The organism is Streptomyces sp. NPDC054786 (assembly GCF_053611685.1).
Map to the genome: position 1 here is coordinate 1 of NZ_JBSHAW010000043.1, position 15,302 is coordinate 15,302.

Genomic DNA, 15,302 nt, shown 5'->3' on the forward strand with positions numbered 1-15,302 from the left:
GGTCCCCGCCTGCCCTCGGCGTCAGAAGACGAACGGTCCCGGGGACTGCGGAGACGTGGCATTGCAGGTGGCCGTGACGCCGAACACCACGACCTTCAGGGACGTGGCCTCCAGGCTGTCGCCCGCGGCGACCGTGCCGCTGAGCGGACCGGTGGAGACCTCGCTGCCGGCCGGGATCGCCGGGTTGGAGCTGCCGCTGAACTCCGTGGTCCCGGAGCCGTTCTTGGTGAGGGTCAGCGTGGAGCTGACCGAGTTCGCGCCGATGTCTATCGGTGAGGTGATCGCCGACGTGGCCAGGCTGATGGTCGCGGCCGTGCCGTCCTGGGTGGCGGTGAGCGTCGCCGTGCCGGAGCCGAAGCTACCGCAGTCGAACGAGAGGGTGGCGGTGTCGGGGGTCACCGCGGTGGCGGCCGGCGCCATCGCGAGCGTGCCCGCGGCGGCGACGGCGACGGCGAGTGCCGAACCAAATCCGAGCGTGCCTGGTCTGAGGTGTCTCATGGGGGTACCGCCTTCTTGAGGGGGGTGCAGGCCCATGGCACCGGTCGCCGGGAGGTATGCGAGGGAACGACTGGCGGCCACGTGGGGGCCCGCGGTCGGGCCCCGTGCCGGCCACCGTCCAGATCTGACGGATGGTCAGCGACCTGAATCGCTGACCATTGAGGCACGCGCCCCTGAAGAGAGCAAGGCAGACACCTCATGATTTTTGACGTGTCTGCGCCAATGGACGGTCGGCGCCCTGGACCGCGGCAAACGTCGCCTGGCCCCGCGCTACCCCGCCTCACTTCGGTGCAGGAAGCTCCGGATGTCGCCAGGACCGTCGAGTGCCCGCCCGTCCACGTCCGTTGGATCCGCCTCCGCACGCGCCGCCAACGACTCCGCGAGCGCAAGGGCTTGTTCGCCGAGATATCCGAAACGTCGGGCCGTGTGTCCCACCGGCCTGCGGACGAACGACGGGACTTTGCGGACCGGCCTCAGGAACGCCGCGACCGCCGCCCCAGCCAGGTCTGGACGACCACCACCACGACCAGGAATCCGCCACTGACCACCTGTTGGTAGGCGGAGTCCAGGGAGCCGATCTGGTTGATGACGTTCTGGATGACCTTCAGCAGCAGGACGCCGGCCAGTGCGCCGCTGACCGAACCCGAGCCGCCGGCCAGCAGGGTGCCCCCGATGACCACGGCGGAGATCGCCTCCAGTTCCATGCCGGTGCCCAGGATGGTGACGCCGGACGCGAGCCAGGCGGCGTTCAGGGCACCCGCCAGACCCGCGAGCCCGCCGGAGAGGGTGTAGACGACCACTTTGGTGCGGGCCACGGGTGTGCCCATCAGGGCGGCGGCGTCCTCGTTGCCACCGACGGCGTAGACCCGCTGGCCGAAGCGCGTACGGCGGAGCAGCACCGCGCCCGCGGCGAAGAGCACACAGGTGATCCACGCCGGGATGCCCAGCCCCAGGAACGTGCCCTGGCCCAGGCGGGCGAAGAACGAGCCCTTGGCGACCAAGTACGTGGTGGCGCCCTCGTCGGTGACGGCGAGCAGCAGGCCCCGGGCGGCGAGCATCGCGGCCAGCGTGACGATGAACGGAGCCAGCCGCAAGCGGGCGATCAGCACCCCGTTCACCAGCCCGAACAACCCGCAGACGGCGAGCGGCAGGGCCAGCGCGACAGCAGTGCCGTACTGCGAGCCCCAGGCCGCCAGGACACCGCCGAGGGCGAAGAGGGAACCGACGGACAGATCGATGCCACCGGTGACGATCACCAAGGTCATGCCGAGCGCGACCACCGCCAAGAAGGCGGCGGAGACCGCCATGTTCTGGAGGTTGTCGGTGGTGGCGAAGGTGTCGAAGGTGAGCGAGGCGATGAGGACGAGGAGCAAGAGCGCGGCGAGCGCGCCGTGTTGCCGGGTGAGGTCGCTGAACTGTTCGGCGCGACGGCCGGCGGGCGGTACGAGGGGTGGCGCGGCGGCCGGCCTGCCGGTGCGTACCGGGGTGCGCACAGAGATCATCGTTTTCCCCGCTCCCGTGCCGCGTGCACCGCGAGCACGATGACGATTGCCTGCGCGATCTGGGTCCAGGACGGCGGCAGATCGTGCTTGATCAGGGTGGCGGTGAGCAGCTGGATGAGGACGGCGCCGGCGACCGTACCGCCGATCCGGACCCGGCCGCCGCTGAGTGGCGTACCGCCGACCACCACCGCGGTGATCGCGGACAGTTCCATGAGAGTGCCGAGCGAGGTGGGATCGCTGGCCGTCAGGCGGGCGGTCGCCAGCACCCCCGCGAGCCCGGCGAGTGCCCCGGAGCTGACGTAGACCAGCACCAGCACCCGGCGGACGGGGAGTCCGGCCAGCGCCGCGGCCGGCCGGCTGTCGCCGATGGCCAGCAGCCGTCGACCGAAGACGGTGCGCCGTACGACGAAGCCGGTCAGCAGGGCCAGTGCCGCGGCGATCAGGACGAGGTAGGGGACGCCGGCCACCGAGCCCGACCCCAGGCGGGCCATGCCGGGGTCGCGGACGTCCTTGAGCTGTGGCAGCAGCACCAGTGCCAGGCCGCGGCCGCCGACCATCAGGGCGAGGGTGGCGACGATGGGCTGTACCCCGGCAAAGGCGACCAGCGCGCCGTTGGCCAGCCCGACGGCGATCCCGCCGGCCACGGCGACGAGCAGCGCGATCCACGGACCGTAGCCGAGATAGAGCGAGACCAGGGAGGTGGCGAGCGCCATCACGGAGCCCACGGAGAGGTCGATGCCCTCGCTGCCGATGGCCAGCGCCATACCGAGCGCGACGATGAGGACGGGAGCGACCTGGACGGCCTGGGTACGGAGGTTCTCGCCGGTCAGGAAGTGCGGGGTGAGGGCGATATTGACCAGGAGCAGGACGGCGACGCCCAGGTAGACGCCGTATTCCTGGAGCCCGCGCAGCAGAGCGGCGCGGTCGGTGGGCAGGCGGCGCAGCGCCAGATCAGCCATGGTCGACGGCCTCCTCGGCGGACGGGTCGGACGGTGCGGTGGTGGCGGGCGCGTCGCCCGCCGCTTCGGCGATGGCGCGCATCAGGCGGTCCTCGGTGACCTCGTCGCCGGCCAGTTCCCCCACCACCGCGCCGTCCTTGAGGACCACGACCCGGTCGGCGCCCTCGATCAGCTCCTCCACGTCGGAGGAGATCAGCAGCACGCCCAGGCCGTCCGCGGCGAGTTCGTCGATCAGCCGCTGGACCTCCGCCTTGGCGCCGACGTCGATCCCGCGGGTGGGTTCGTCCAGCAGCAGAACCCTGGGGTGCATGGCGAGCCACCGGGCGAGCAGGACCTTCTGCTGGTTGCCGCCGGAGAGTTCGCCGACCTTCTGGTCCGGGCCGGACGCCTTGATGTTCAGCCGCTGTACGAAGGTGTCCACGACGCGGTCGAGCCGGGGACGGGAGACCAGGCCGAAGCGGGTCAGCCGGGGCAGTGCGGCCAGCGCGATGTTCTCGCGTACCGAGAGCCCCGGCAGGATGCCCTCGGCCTTGCGGTCCTCGGGCAGCAAGCTGATGCCGGCGCGGAGGGCCGCTGCGGTGGAGCCGGTGCGGACCGGGAGCCCGGCGACGGTGATCCGGCCGGACGCCGGCAGCGCACCGGCGATGGCCTTGACGGTCTCGCTCCGGCCGGAGCCGAGCAGGCCGCCCAGGCCCACCACCTCGCCGGGACGGACCGCGAGCGAGACCCCGCGCAGGCGGTGCGGGACGGTCAACTCCGTTGCGGTGAGCAGGGGTTCGCGGACCGTCATGGCGCTCGTGCCGCTGAATTCGGTGACGCCCTCGGTGCGCACCTCTCCCATGTCGCGGCCGAGCATCAGGGAGACCAGGCGCAGCCGGTCGAGGCCGGCCAGCGGCCCGGTGTGCACGGTGCGCCCGTCGCGGAGCACGGTGACGGAGTCGCAGATGGCGTAGAGCTCGTCGAGGCGGTGACTGACGTAGACCACCGCGACGCCTTGTTCCCGCAGCGTGCGGATGACGCCGAAGAGGGTCGCCACCTCGCGCGGTTCGAGGGAGGAGGTGGGCTCGTCCATGATGACGACCCGTGCATCCAGCGCCCGGGCGCGCGCCAGGGCCACCATTTGCTGGGCGCCGACTCCCAGTGTGTGCAGGGGTTTTCGGACCTTGACGTGGACGCCCAGCTCGTCGAGCGCGGCACCGGCGGCGCGGTGCATCCGGCCGAAGTCGATCAGTCCGAGGCGGGTGCGCGGCTCGCGGCCCAGGAAGAGGTTGCGGGCCACGCTCATCAGGGGGATGAGATTGACCTCCTGGTAGATGGTGGAGATCCCGGCCTTCTGGGCGTGCAGCGGGGTGGCGAAGCGGACCGGTGCGCCGCGGTGGCACAGGGCACCGCGGTCGGGCCGGTGGACGCCGGTGAGCACCTTGATGAGGGTGGACTTCCCCGCGCCGTTCTCCCCCACCAAGGCGTGCACCTCACCGGCCCGTACGGCGAAGTCCACCCCGTCCAGGGCCAGTACGCCGGGAAAGGTCTTGGTCAGACCCCGTACGGCGAGCACCTCGGGGCGCTCCCCGGGCCGTTCGTCCTGCGGCGTCCGCTGACGTGGATGCATCGTCAGAACGCCTTGCCGAGGCCCGACTTGGCGTTGTCGCCGGTGTAGGCGCGGTCGCGGATGACGATGTCCTGGGACACCTTCTTGCCCTGGGTGAAGTCCTGCAGCGTCCGGAAGGCGAGCGGCCCGAAGCGCGGGTTGGACTCGATGACCCCGTCGATCCATCCGTCGACGATCCCCTGCACGGCGTTCCGGGTGCCGTCCACGGTGACGATCTTGGCTGCGCCGGCCTTCTTGCCCGCTCCCTTGAGCGCGTTGACGGCGCCCAGGCCCATCTCGTCGTTCTCCGCGTAGATGCCGGTGATGCCGGGCTTGGACTGGATGAGCTGCTCGGTGACCTGCTGGCCCTTCTCGCGGGCGAAGTCGCCGGTCTGCCGGAAGACCACCTTCAGGCCGGGGGCCTTGGCCTTGATCCGGTCCTCGAAGCCCTTGGTGCGTTCGGTGGTGACGTTGTTGCCGGCCGCGCCGAGCAGAATCGCGATATCGCCCTTGCCGCCGGTCGCCTCGATCATCCGGTCGGCGGCGCGCCGGCCCTGGGCGACGAAGTCGGAGCCGATGAAGCTGACATAGTCCTTGCAGGCCTTGGCGTTGATCTTGCGGTCGATGGTGACGAGGGGGACGTGCCGGGCGGCCGCCGCACGGAGCACCGGCTCCCAGCCGTCGGAGTTCAGCGGGGCGATCACCAGCAGGTCCACGCCCTTGGCCAGCAGGTCCTGTACGTCGCTGATCTGCCTGGAGAACTGCGACTGGGCGTTGGCGGTGAGCAGCTGGATGCCGCGCCGCTCGGCCTCGGCCTTGATCGAGGCGGTCTCGGCGATCCGGAAGGGGTTGGCCTCCTTCTCGGACTGGGAGAAGCCGACCTTGGCGCTCTTCAGGTCGAGTTTCTTGCCACCGTAGGCGTCGAGGGTGCAGCCGGCCTTGCTGCCGGCGGACGGACCCTGGACGGCCTGCCCTCCACCGGAGCCCTGGGAGGAGGCCGGCGCCGCGCCGTCGTCCTCGGACTTGGCGCAGGAGCTGGCGGTCAGGGCCAGGCACAGGGCGAACCCGGTGACCAGTGCGGAACGGTGGCGACGAGCGTACGGCTGCATGGCAGAACCCCATCTCGGGCGGTCAAGTCCGTTGTCCGCAGCGATATTTATAACGTTGCAAGGGGCGCTGTAAACCCTTCGGACAGTCCGCGTGCAGGGGATGCGCCGCCGGCCTTCAGCCCCGTCCCAGCGTGCTCTCCCGTGCCACCAGGGTGAATTCCGGCTGGAGTTGGCGCGGCCCGCCGCCCTCCCCGGTCAGACCGGCGATGACCGACTCCACCGCGAGCCGGGCGATCGCCTGCTTGTCCGGCGCGACGGTGGTCAGCGTGACGGCGCCGTACCGCCCCTCGGTGATGTCGTCGAACCCGACCACCGCGACATCCTCCGGCACCCGCAGCCCCCGCTCGAAGAGCACCCGCATCGCGCCGATCGCGATCAGGTCGTTGTACGCGAACACCGCGTCCGGCCGCTGCCCGGAATCCAGCAGGGCCGCCATCGCCCCCGCCCCGTCGGCACGGCCCCAGCCGTGGGTGTGGCCGATCAGGCCGGTGTCGTCCGCGATGCCGGAGGCGGCCAGCTCCGTCTGCCAGCCCAACTGCCGCAGATGCGCGGGCTGGTGCGTACGGTCCCGGCGGGCGCCGAGGAAGGCAATCCTGCGCCGTCCGAGGTCGAGCAGATGGCGCACCCCGGCGCGGGCGCCGGCGATGTTGTCGATCGCGATGTGGTCGTAGGGGAGGTCGTAGCGACGCTCGCCGAGCAGCACCAGCGGGGCGTCGTCCCGGCGGGCCCGCAGATCCTCGGTCTCCAGCTCGATGGGGCTGAGGATCAGCCCGTCGATGACCCGCGCGCTGAAGCCCTGGCTGACCAGGATCTCCCGCTCGCGCAGCCCGCCGGTGTGGTCGAGCAGGACGGTGTAGTCGTGCCGGGCCGCCGCATCGATCACGGCCCCGGCCAGCTCGGCGAAGTACGGGTTGCCCAGCTCCGGCAGGGCCAGCGCGATGATGCCGGTGCGGCCCTTGCGCAGGTGGCGGGCGGTGAGATTGGGCCGGTAGCCCAGCTCGTCGATGGCCTGCTGGACCCGCGTCCGCATGGCGGGCGTGACGTGCTGATAGTTGTTCACCACGTTCGACACGGTCTTGATCGAGACACCCGCGCGCCGCGCCACGTCCTTGAGGCTGACCCTCATCGGCACTTCCTCCCGCACCGGTCCGGCGCCCCGGAACCGGTCGTTGTCATGACCCTGGACAGGGTGCAGACGGCGTGCTGTCATGCCAACTGCCCTTGTTTCCAACGTTATACAAGATGCCGGAAGCAAGGGGCAGAGCCGGAAGACACCCGACCTCGGAGGTCCTGTGCGTTCTCCGTTCCCGTCCCACCGGACCGGCCGCTCCCGTCGACGACGCGGCCGCAGACCCCTGGGCGCAGCACTCGCGGCCACTCTCGCCGCGGCACTGCTCACCCTCGCCCCCGGCGGCTCCAGCGCCTCCGCTGCCGCCGACGCCCCGCCCGTGGTCCACGGCCTGAAGGGCGACTACTACACCCAATCCGCCCCGGGGGCCTTCGACTTCCACCAGCTGAAGGCGACGGCGGTCGACCCCCTGATCGACTTCGCGACCCTGGAATCCAGGCTCCAGCAGGCCACCGGCCGGGCCGACGACGACACCGTCCGCTGGACCGGCAAGCTCACCCCCGACACCAGCGGCGCCCACACCTTCGCGATGACCGGCGACAACGGCTTCCGGCTCTGGATCGACGGCAAACTCGCCATCGACCACTGGGTCGACGACTGGGACACCGAGCAGACCTCGCCCGCCCTCGACCTCCGGGCCGGCCACGCCTACGACATCAAGATCGAGTACTTCGAGCACTACGGCGGCTCTAACCTGCACCTGAAGTGGACCCCGCCCGGCGGCACGAAGACCCCGGTCCCGCAGTCCGCGTTCACCCTCCCCGACGGCTTCGACTACGACGGCCCCACCAGCGCCGCCGTCCAGCCCGACGGCCGCACGCTCAAGCTGGACTTCGCCAAGGACCTCGTCACCCCGCCGGCCTCCCTCACCGACCACCTCGACGCCGTGATCGGCGGCGCGCAGTGGCCGCTCGGCAGGGCGACGGTGGATCCCGCCGATCCTTCCACGCTGCTGATCGCGCTGGAGGAACCGGTCGTCGGGCACGGGGGCCAGGCCGATCTGCACTACGACGGCAAGGGCGGACTGTCCGCCACGGACGGCACGGCCATCGCCGCGTACTGGGCCACCGGCACCAACGAGTCCACCTATCAGCTGCGCACCAAGTGGGCCGACGAGGTCGGCCCCCGCAACGCCCACCCCGAGTACCCGCGCCCGCAGCTCACCCGCGACAAGTGGCGCAACCTCAACGGGGAATGGGAGTTCGCTGCGGCGGACAAGGGCGCGGCACCGCCCGTCGGCAAGCGGCTCAAGGAGAAGATCCTGGTGCCCTACCCGGTGGAGTCGCAGCTCTCCGGGATCGAGCGGCACGAGGACCGGATGTGGTACCGCCGGACCTTCACCGTCCCCGCCGACTGGCAGGTCGGCCGCTCCCGGCGGCTCGCGCTCAACTTCGGTGCGGTGGACTGGCAGGCCGAGGTGTACGTCAACGGCAGGAAGGTCACCGCACACCGGGGCGGCTACGACCACTTCTCCGTGGACATCACCGACGCGCTGAAGCCCGGCCGCACCCAGGAGCTGATCGTCGGCGTCTACGACCCGACGGACGCGAAGGACGGCGAGAACCCGCCCGTCGGCAAGCAGCGGCTGGATCCCAGCGGCATCTGGTACACCGCCTCCTCCGGCATCTGGCAGACGGTGTGGATGGAACCGGTCGCCGACGACCACACGGACAGCCTCAAGCTCACCCCCGACGTTCCCGGCGGCACGGTGTCGGTCGAGGCACGCGGGGTGCGCGCCGGGGTCCCGGCGACCGCCGTCGCCTACGACGGCAAGCGCGAGGTCGGCCGGGCGAGCGGCCGCACCGGTACACCGCTCACGGTCCCGGTGCCGAAGGCGCACCTGTGGTCCCCGGACGACCCGCACCTGTACACGGTCAAGGTGACCATCGGCTCCGGCGCGGGCGCGGACCGGACCGGCAGCTACTTCGGGATGCGCGAGATCGGCGTCAAGAAGATCGACGGCACGCCGCGTACGGTCCTCAACGGCAAGCCGGTCTTCTCGATGGCCACCCTCGACCAGGGCTTCTGGCCGGACGGGCTGTACACCGCACCGACCGACGAGGCGCTCGCGTACGACCTGAAGATGCACAAGGCGATGGGCTTCAACGCGGTGCGCAAGCACATCAAGGTGGAGCCGGACCGCTGGTTCTACTGGGCGGACAAGCTGGGCCTGATGGTGTGGCAGGACATGCCGGCCATGAACACCGTCGAGCCGGACCGGCCGGCCCGCACGGAGTACGAGCACGAGATGAAGCAGATGATCGACCAGCACAGCAGCAGTCCCTCGGTCATCATGTGGGTCACCTTCAACGAGGGCTGGGGACAGTACGACCAGGCCCGCATCGCCACCCAGGCGAAGTCCTGGGACCCGACCCGGCTGGTGAACAACATGAGCGGGCTCAACTGCTGTGGCGCGCACGACGGCGGCAACGGCGATGTGGCCGACGCCCACGGCTATCCGAGCCCGCAGCTGCCCGCGGCGGACGGCACCCGCGCGCTGGTCAGCGGGGAGTACGGCGGGCTGGGACTGGCGGTACCAGGCCACGCCTGGCCGGTGCAGCACACCTATGTCGGCGTGGACCAGGCCGAGTACACGGACGACTATCTGGCCGAGCTGGCCCACGTCCGCAAGCTCGCCTGCCAGGGCGGCAATGGCGCCGTCTACACCCAGATCAGCGATGTGGAGGGCGAGTTGAACGGTCTGATGACCTATGACCGCAAGGTGATCAAGCCCGATGTGGGGCGGCTGGCGGCGGCGCACCGCGCGCTGATCTCGGATGCGTCCGATCCCGCCTCGATGTCCTGCGGCACCCCGTGACGGAGCGCGGAAGCCGCTGAGCGCTTCGCCCGGTCGCGCTCCCGCACACCCGGCACGTCCGGCCCCCGCACGCACTCGCGACGGCCCGCACCCGGCCCGCGACGGGGGCCGGACGTGCCGGAGTTACCGCCGCGCCACCTCTTGACGCGCACCTGACCGGCCCCAAGAATGAGCGCGCCCTGACAACGTTGTCGAACCGTGCGGCCGTGTGCGCCATCGCACGCCCGACGGGCCGCTCGGCGACCCGATCCCGGAGGTCCGGATCCATGCCATGGCTCAGTCGCACCCGGCTGCGTACCGCGGGCGCGGTGCTGGCGGCCGCGCTCATCGGGAGCGCGCTCGCAGCCCCCGCCGCGCAGGCGGAGCCGCCCGGCGGCCCGCTCACCGACCTGGTCAACCCGTTCATCGGCAGCCGGAACGACGGCAACACCTACCCGGGCGCGGCCGTCCCGTTCGGCATGGTGCAGCTCTCCCCCGACACCGGCCACACCACCGGCTACGGCTACGACGACGACCACATCCGCGGCTTCAGTTCGGTGCACATCTCCGGCGTCGGCTGCGGGCTCGGCGGTGATCTGCCGGTGCTGCCCACCACGGGCGACATCACCGAGACCGACTATGCGAAGTACGCGGCCGGCTACGGCCATGACGACGAGTCGGCCCGGCCCGGCTACTACCGCGTCGGCCTGACGTCCTACGGCGGGATCACCGCCGAGCTGACCGCCACCGCCCGCACCGGCCGACAGCGCTACACCTTCCCGGCCACCGACAAGGCCAATGTGCTGCTCAACGCGGGCCAGTCGCTGCACAAGACGGTCTCGACGCGGGTCGAGGTGCTGGATTCCCGCACCATCCGCACCGCCATCACCGGCCGCGGCTTCTGCCAGGACACCAAGCCGTACACCGTCTACACGATCACCCGCTTCGACCGGCCGTTCGCGTCGTACGGAACCTGGGACGGCGACAAGGTGACGGCCGGCTCCAAGGACTCCACCGCCACCGGCCGGCACGGCGCCTATGCCCGTTTCGACACCCGCAAGGACCGCACCGTCGAGGCGACCACCGCGCTCAGCTATGTGGACGCGGCGGGTGCGGCCCGCAATCTGCGGGCCGAGGGCGGCGGTTCCTTCGACCGTACGAAGGCAGCGGCCGATGCCGCATGGGAGCGGCGGCTCGGACTGGTGAAGGCCCAGGGCGGGGACAAGACGCTGCGCCGCACCTTCTACTCCTCCCTCTACCGGTCCTTCCTCGCGCCGAACATCGGCAGTGACGTGGACGGCCGCTACACAGGCTGGGACCAGCGGACCCATCGCGCCAGGGGCTTCACCTACTACCAGAACTGGTCGCTGTGGGACACCTATCGCACCCAGGCGCAGCTGCTGGCGCTGCTGGCGCCGCAGGAGTCCCGCGATATGGCGCTGTCGGTCCTGCGGATCGACAAGGAGAGCGGCTGGCTGCCCAAGTGGGGCTACGGAACGGTCGAAACGAACATCATGACCGGCGATCCGGTCACTCCGTTCCTCACCAATGCCTATCAGCAGGGGCTGTTGCGGGGCCATGAGGAGGAGGCGTACGCGGCGCTGAAGAAGAACGCCGACGGCGTGCCGCCGGCCGATGCGCCGGCCGTCGGACGGGAGGCCAATGCGCAGTACCTGAAGGACGGCTTCGCCCCGTACCTCAAGGGCCGTCCGCACGCCAAGCCCGGCGACTCCGACTTCGACCACGGCGCCTCGGCCACCCTCGAATACGCCCTGTCGGACGCGATGCTGGCACAGATGGCACGCGATCTGGGGCACGGCGAGGACGCCGACCGGTATGCGGCCCGCGCCCAGAACTACCGCAAGATCTTCGACAGTTCGACCGGCTTCTTCCGGGCCCGCGACGGGAAGGGCGCCTTCGCCGGGCCCGCCGATCCGGCCAAGAGCGAGGGCTTTCACGAGGGCACGTCCTGGCAGTACCAGTGGCTGGTTCCGCAGGATCTGCCGGGGATGCTGAAGCTGATCGGCGGCAAGGACAAGGCCGATGAGCGTCTCGACTCGTTCTTCGCCTACCCGAAGCTGCTGCAGGACCCGGAGAAGACGGCCCGTGAGGTATGGGTCAACGGGCCGTACGACTACTACAACGCGGACAAGTACAACCCGCAGAACGAGCCCGATCTCATCGCTCCGTACACCTATCTCTCCACCGGCCGCCCCTGGAAGACCACGGACGTGGTGCATGCGGCGCTGACGCTGTTCACCGACGCCCCCACCGGGATGACCGGGAACGACGATCTGGGGACGATGTCGGCGTGGATGGTGCTCTCCTCGATCGGGGTGTTCCCGGTGCAGCCGGGCACCGACAGCTGGGGGCTGAGCACGCCGGTCTTCGACCGGGTGGACCTGACCCTGGACCGGCGCTACTACCCGGCCGGGCACTTCACCGTCACCGCACCCGGTACGTCCACCACCGACCGCTATGTGCAGTCGGTACGCCTGGACGGCGCCGGACATGACCGGACGTACCTCACCACCGATGAGCTGCGTTCGGGCCGTGAACTCGCCTTCACCGTGGGCCCGAAGCCCTCCCGCTGGGGCACCGGCGACCATGCCGCACCGCCGCCCGTGGGCACCTCATCCGCGCAGCAGCAGCCTGGTCGCCAGCGCTGAGATCACCACGCACGGCGGAGAGCAGCGCGGTCGGGATCTGTCTGGTGCCGCGGCCGGCGCCGGTGCCGCGGCAGTACCCGGTCGTCCGGGTCCCGCTGCGCGGCGAGCCCCTGCCGGTTTTTGGCGGTTCGTGGCGGCCGTCCGCCCGCGGAAGTGAGCGGCAGCCCCCGTTCGCCCGCGGGCTGGCGGCGCTGCGCGCGGCCGCGGGCGAACGGGAGGCGAAGGGGGCCTGAGGAAGGCCCGGGTACGGACGTCAGTCCTGGAGGGCCTGCCAGAACTCGTCGAAGGACATCCGGCCGTCGCTGTCGGTGTCCTTGGCCTTGATGACCGCCTCGGCGACCGGGCCGGTGACGAACGGGTCGCCCATCTCGGCCATCGCGTGCTTGAACTCCTCCGGCGTTACCTGGCCGTCGCCGTCCGCGTCGAACCGGTCGAACGCCGCCCTGGCCTTCTCCATGTCTGCCATGAGAGGTGCCCCCTTCGTGGTGCTGCGCAGTGCTGCGCGGTGCTGTTGACTGGTGATCTGACCTGCGTACATTAGCGGACCGTCAAGAGGCGTCCGGCCGCGCCCTCCGCCGCGCCAGATAGGGCGCGGTACGGCTCTCCGGCGCCGCCGCCACCTCGGCCGGGGTTCCCGCCGCCACGATCCGGCCGCCGTCCGCACCGCCGCCGGGGCCGAGGTCGATGACGTGGTCGGCGCCGGCGACCACGCCCATGTCGTGCTCGACGACCACGACGGAGTGCCCGGCGTCGACCAGACCGTGCAGCTGGCGCAGCAGCACCTCGGTGTCGGCGGGGTGCAGTCCGGTGGTGGGCTCGTCGAGGAGGTAGAGGGTGTGGCCGCGGCGGGTCCGCTGGAGTTCGGTGGCGAGCTTGATCCGCTGTGCCTCGCCGCCGGACAGCTCGGTCGCGGGCTGGCCGAGCCGCAGATAGCCGAGCCCGACGTCCTGGAGGGTGCGCAGGCTGCGGGCCGCCGCGGGGACATCGGCCAGGAACGCGGCGGCGGCGTCGACGGTCATCGCCAGGACGTCGGCGATGGTCCGGTCCCGGTAGGTGATCTGGAGGGTTTCGGGGTTGTAGCGGGCGCCGTGGCAGGCGGTGCAGGGCGCGTACGTACCGGGCAGGAAGAGGAGTTCGACGGCGACGAAACCCTCGCCCTGGCAGGTCTCGCAGCGGCCGCTCGCGACGTTGAAGGAGAACCGTCCCGCCGTGTAGCCGCGGGCGCGGGCCTCGTCGGTGGCGGCGAAGACCTTGCGTACCGCGTCGAACAGCCCGGTGTAGGTGGCGAGGTTGGAGCGCGGGGTCCGGCCGATCGGCTTCTGGTCCACGCGGACCAGCCGGTCGATCGCCTCCAGGCCCTCGGCGCCGGTGAGTTGTGCCCGTGCCATCGGTCCGGTGCCGTCGCCGTCGGCGGGCTCCTGCTGCTCCTCGCCCGCGCCGAGGTGGTCCCGTACGGCTTCCGCGAGAACGCGGGTGACCAGCGTCGATTTGCCCGATCCCGAGACGCCGGTGACGGCGGTGAAGACGCCGAGCGGGAAGGTCGCGTCCAGGCCGCGGAGATTGTGCAGGGTGACGCCGCGCAGCGTCAGCGTGCCCGAGGGGCTGCGCACGGTGCGCTCGGCGGGCGGTGCGGTGTCGAAGAGGAACCGGCGGGTGGCGGAGGCGGGGGCGTCCGCGAGCGCGGCGACGGGGCCGCTGTGCAGCACCTGCCCGCCGTGCTCCCCGGCGTGCGGGCCGACGTCCACGATCCAGTCGGCGCGGCGCACCACGTCCATGTCGTGCTCGACGACGAACAGCGAGTTGCCCGCTTCCTTGAGCCGGCCCAGCACCGTGAGCAGGGACTCCGTGTCGGCGGGGTGGAGGCCGGCGGACGGTTCGTCCAGGACGTAGACGACGCCGAAGAGGCCGGAGCGCAGCTGGGTGGCCAGCCGCAGCCGCTGGAGCTCGCCGGCGGACAGGGTGGGCGAGGGCCGGTCCATGCTCAGATAGCCCAGGCCGAGTTCGGTGAGGACCTCGATACGGGCCACCAGGTCGCGGGCCAGCACCGGCGCCACCTCGTCGTCCGTCCCGCCGGCGGTGGGCCGCAGCAGCTCCGCGAGGGCGCTCAGCGGCCGGCCCGCGAGGGTGGCGATGTCGTGGCCCTCGAAGGTGACGGCCAGCGCCTCGGGGCGCAGCCGCCGCCCGTGGCACACCGGGCAGGGCTCGGCGACCATGAACCCCTGGACGCGCCTGCGCAGGGTCTCGCTCTTGGAGTCGGCGAAGGTGTGCAGCACATAGCGTCTGGCGCTCATGTACTGGCCCTTGTAGGGGCGTTGGATGCGGCCGACCTCGCGGACGGGGTGCACGGTGACGACGGGCTGTTCGTCGGTGAACAGGATCCAGTCCCGGTCGGCCCGCGGCAGCTCATGCCAGGGCCGGTCGATGTCGTACCCGAGGGCGGCGACGATGTCACGGAGGTTCTTGCCCTGCCAGGCCCCGGGCCAGGCGGCGATGGCGCCCTCGCGAACGGAGAGCGAGGGGTCGGGGACGAGGGACTCCTCGGTGACGCGGTGGACGGTGCCCAGACCGTGGCATTCCGGGCAGGCGCCGGCCGCGGTGTTGGGCGAGAAGGCATCGGAATCGAGCCGTTCCGTCACCCCCTCCGGGTAGTCGCCGGCGCGGGAGAAGAGCATGCGCAGGGTGTTGGAGAGGGTGGTGACGGTGCCGACCGAGGAGCGGGAGGTGGGCGCGGAGCGCCGCTGTTCCAGGGCGACGGCGGGCGGCAGTCCGGTGATGTCCTCGACCTTGGGCGCGCCGACCTGGTGGATCAGCCGTCGGGCGTAGGGGGCCACCGACTCGAAGTAGCGGCGCTGCGCCTCGGCGTAGATGGTGCCGAAGGCGAGGGAGGACTTGCCCGACCCGGACACCCCGGTGAACGCGACCAGCGCGTCCCGCGGGATGTCCACATCGATGGTGCGGAGGTTGTGCTCACGGGCGCCGCGCACCCGTACGTACGAGTCGGTCATCCCTCCATGATCGGGCACGGTCACCACTGGGCACGGCCGCCGCGAC

At 71.1% G+C, this 15,302-nt stretch carries 10 protein-coding genes; 2 read left to right on the forward strand and 8 right to left on the reverse strand.

The window, feature by feature from the left end:
* Nucleotides 1-21 precede the first annotated feature (21 nt).
* The 6 genes from ACWGI6_RS30335 to ACWGI6_RS30360 form a co-directional block, all read right to left on the reverse strand.
* Nucleotides 22-498 carry a hypothetical protein gene (locus ACWGI6_RS30335; protein WP_393905410.1) on the reverse strand — a complete coding sequence of 159 codons (477 nt, stop codon included), beginning with the start codon at nucleotides 496-498 and terminating at the stop codon, nucleotides 22-24.
* 473 nt (nucleotides 499-971) lie between these two features.
* Nucleotides 972-2,000 carry an ABC transporter permease gene (locus ACWGI6_RS30340; RefSeq protein ID WP_453270465.1) on the reverse strand — a complete coding sequence of 343 codons (1,029 nt, stop codon included), beginning with the start codon at nucleotides 1,998-2,000 and terminating at the stop codon, nucleotides 972-974.
* Nucleotides 1,997-2,959, reverse strand: coding sequence for an ABC transporter permease (locus ACWGI6_RS30345; protein ID WP_453270466.1), 963 nt, complete (start codon nucleotides 2,957-2,959; stop codon nucleotides 1,997-1,999). The genes ACWGI6_RS30340 and ACWGI6_RS30345 overlap by 4 nt, the downstream gene beginning before the upstream one ends.
* Nucleotides 2,952-4,568 carry a sugar ABC transporter ATP-binding protein gene (locus tag ACWGI6_RS30350; RefSeq protein WP_453270467.1) on the reverse strand — a complete coding sequence of 539 codons (1,617 nt, stop codon included), beginning with the start codon at nucleotides 4,566-4,568 and terminating at the stop codon, nucleotides 2,952-2,954. Before ACWGI6_RS30350 ends, ACWGI6_RS30345 begins: the two co-directional genes overlap by 8 nt.
* A gap of 2 nt (nucleotides 4,569-4,570) precedes the next feature.
* The gene (locus tag ACWGI6_RS30355; protein ID WP_453270468.1) at nucleotides 4,571-5,656 is read right to left on the reverse strand and encodes an ABC transporter substrate-binding protein; all 1,086 of its coding nucleotides are present in this window, start codon (nucleotides 5,654-5,656) and stop codon (nucleotides 4,571-4,573) included.
* Nucleotides 5,657-5,771: 115 nt separating this feature from the next.
* Nucleotides 5,772-6,782, reverse strand: a complete 1,011-nt coding sequence (locus ACWGI6_RS30360; protein ID WP_453270521.1) for a LacI family DNA-binding transcriptional regulator — start codon at nucleotides 6,780-6,782, stop codon at nucleotides 5,772-5,774.
* A 166-nt stretch (nucleotides 6,783-6,948) separates the two neighbouring features.
* Here ACWGI6_RS30360 and ACWGI6_RS30365 point away from each other — a divergent pair, with 166 nt between their 5' ends.
* On the forward strand, nucleotides 6,949-9,603 hold the full coding sequence (locus tag ACWGI6_RS30365) for a PA14 domain-containing protein (RefSeq protein ID WP_453270469.1): 2,655 nt from the start codon (nucleotides 6,949-6,951) through the stop codon (nucleotides 9,601-9,603).
* Nucleotides 9,604-9,869: 266 nt separating this feature from the next.
* Entirely contained in the window at nucleotides 9,870-12,251 is a 2,382-nt protein-coding gene (locus ACWGI6_RS30370) for a GH92 family glycosyl hydrolase (RefSeq protein WP_453270470.1), read from the forward strand.
* Nucleotides 12,252-12,504: 253 nt separating this feature from the next.
* On the opposite strand, the gene ACWGI6_RS30375 is transcribed toward ACWGI6_RS30370, so the two are convergent.
* Both ACWGI6_RS30375 and uvrA read right to left on the reverse strand, forming a co-directional pair.
* Nucleotides 12,505-12,717 (reverse strand): EF-hand domain-containing protein, encoded by a 213-nt coding sequence (locus tag ACWGI6_RS30375; RefSeq protein ID WP_453270471.1) that lies wholly within the window; start codon nucleotides 12,715-12,717, stop codon nucleotides 12,505-12,507.
* An 82-nt stretch (nucleotides 12,718-12,799) separates the two neighbouring features.
* Nucleotides 12,800-15,256 (reverse strand): excinuclease ABC subunit UvrA, encoded by a 2,457-nt coding sequence (gene uvrA, locus ACWGI6_RS30380; protein ID WP_453270472.1) that lies wholly within the window; start codon nucleotides 15,254-15,256, stop codon nucleotides 12,800-12,802.
* Between the last annotated feature and the right edge of the window lie 46 nt (nucleotides 15,257-15,302).

Bases quoted from the DNA above. Each gene is read 5' to 3' on its own strand.
- ACWGI6_RS30375 (WP_453270471.1), bottom strand. From the start codon at position 12,717: ATGGCAGACATGGAGAAGGCCAGGGCGGCGTTCGACCGGTTCGACGCG.
- ACWGI6_RS30355 (WP_453270468.1), bottom strand. From the start codon at position 5,656: ATGCAGCCGTACGCTCGTCGCCACCGTTCCGCACTGGTCACCGGGTTC.
- ACWGI6_RS30345 (WP_453270466.1), bottom strand. From the start codon at position 2,959: ATGGCTGATCTGGCGCTGCGCCGCCTGCCCACCGACCGCGCCGCTCTG.
- ACWGI6_RS30370 (WP_453270470.1), top strand. From the start codon at position 9,870: ATGCCATGGCTCAGTCGCACCCGGCTGCGTACCGCGGGCGCGGTGCTG.
- ACWGI6_RS30335 (WP_393905410.1), bottom strand. From the start codon at position 498: ATGAGACACCTCAGACCAGGCACGCTCGGATTTGGTTCGGCACTCGCC.
- ACWGI6_RS30350 (WP_453270467.1), bottom strand. From the start codon at position 4,568: ATGCATCCACGTCAGCGGACGCCGCAGGACGAACGGCCCGGGGAGCGC.
- uvrA (WP_453270472.1), bottom strand. From the start codon at position 15,256: ATGACCGACTCGTACGTACGGGTGCGCGGCGCCCGTGAGCACAACCTC.
- ACWGI6_RS30360 (WP_453270521.1), bottom strand. From the start codon at position 6,782: ATGAGGGTCAGCCTCAAGGACGTGGCGCGGCGCGCGGGTGTCTCGATC.
- ACWGI6_RS30340 (WP_453270465.1), bottom strand. From the start codon at position 2,000: ATGATCTCTGTGCGCACCCCGGTACGCACCGGCAGGCCGGCCGCCGCG.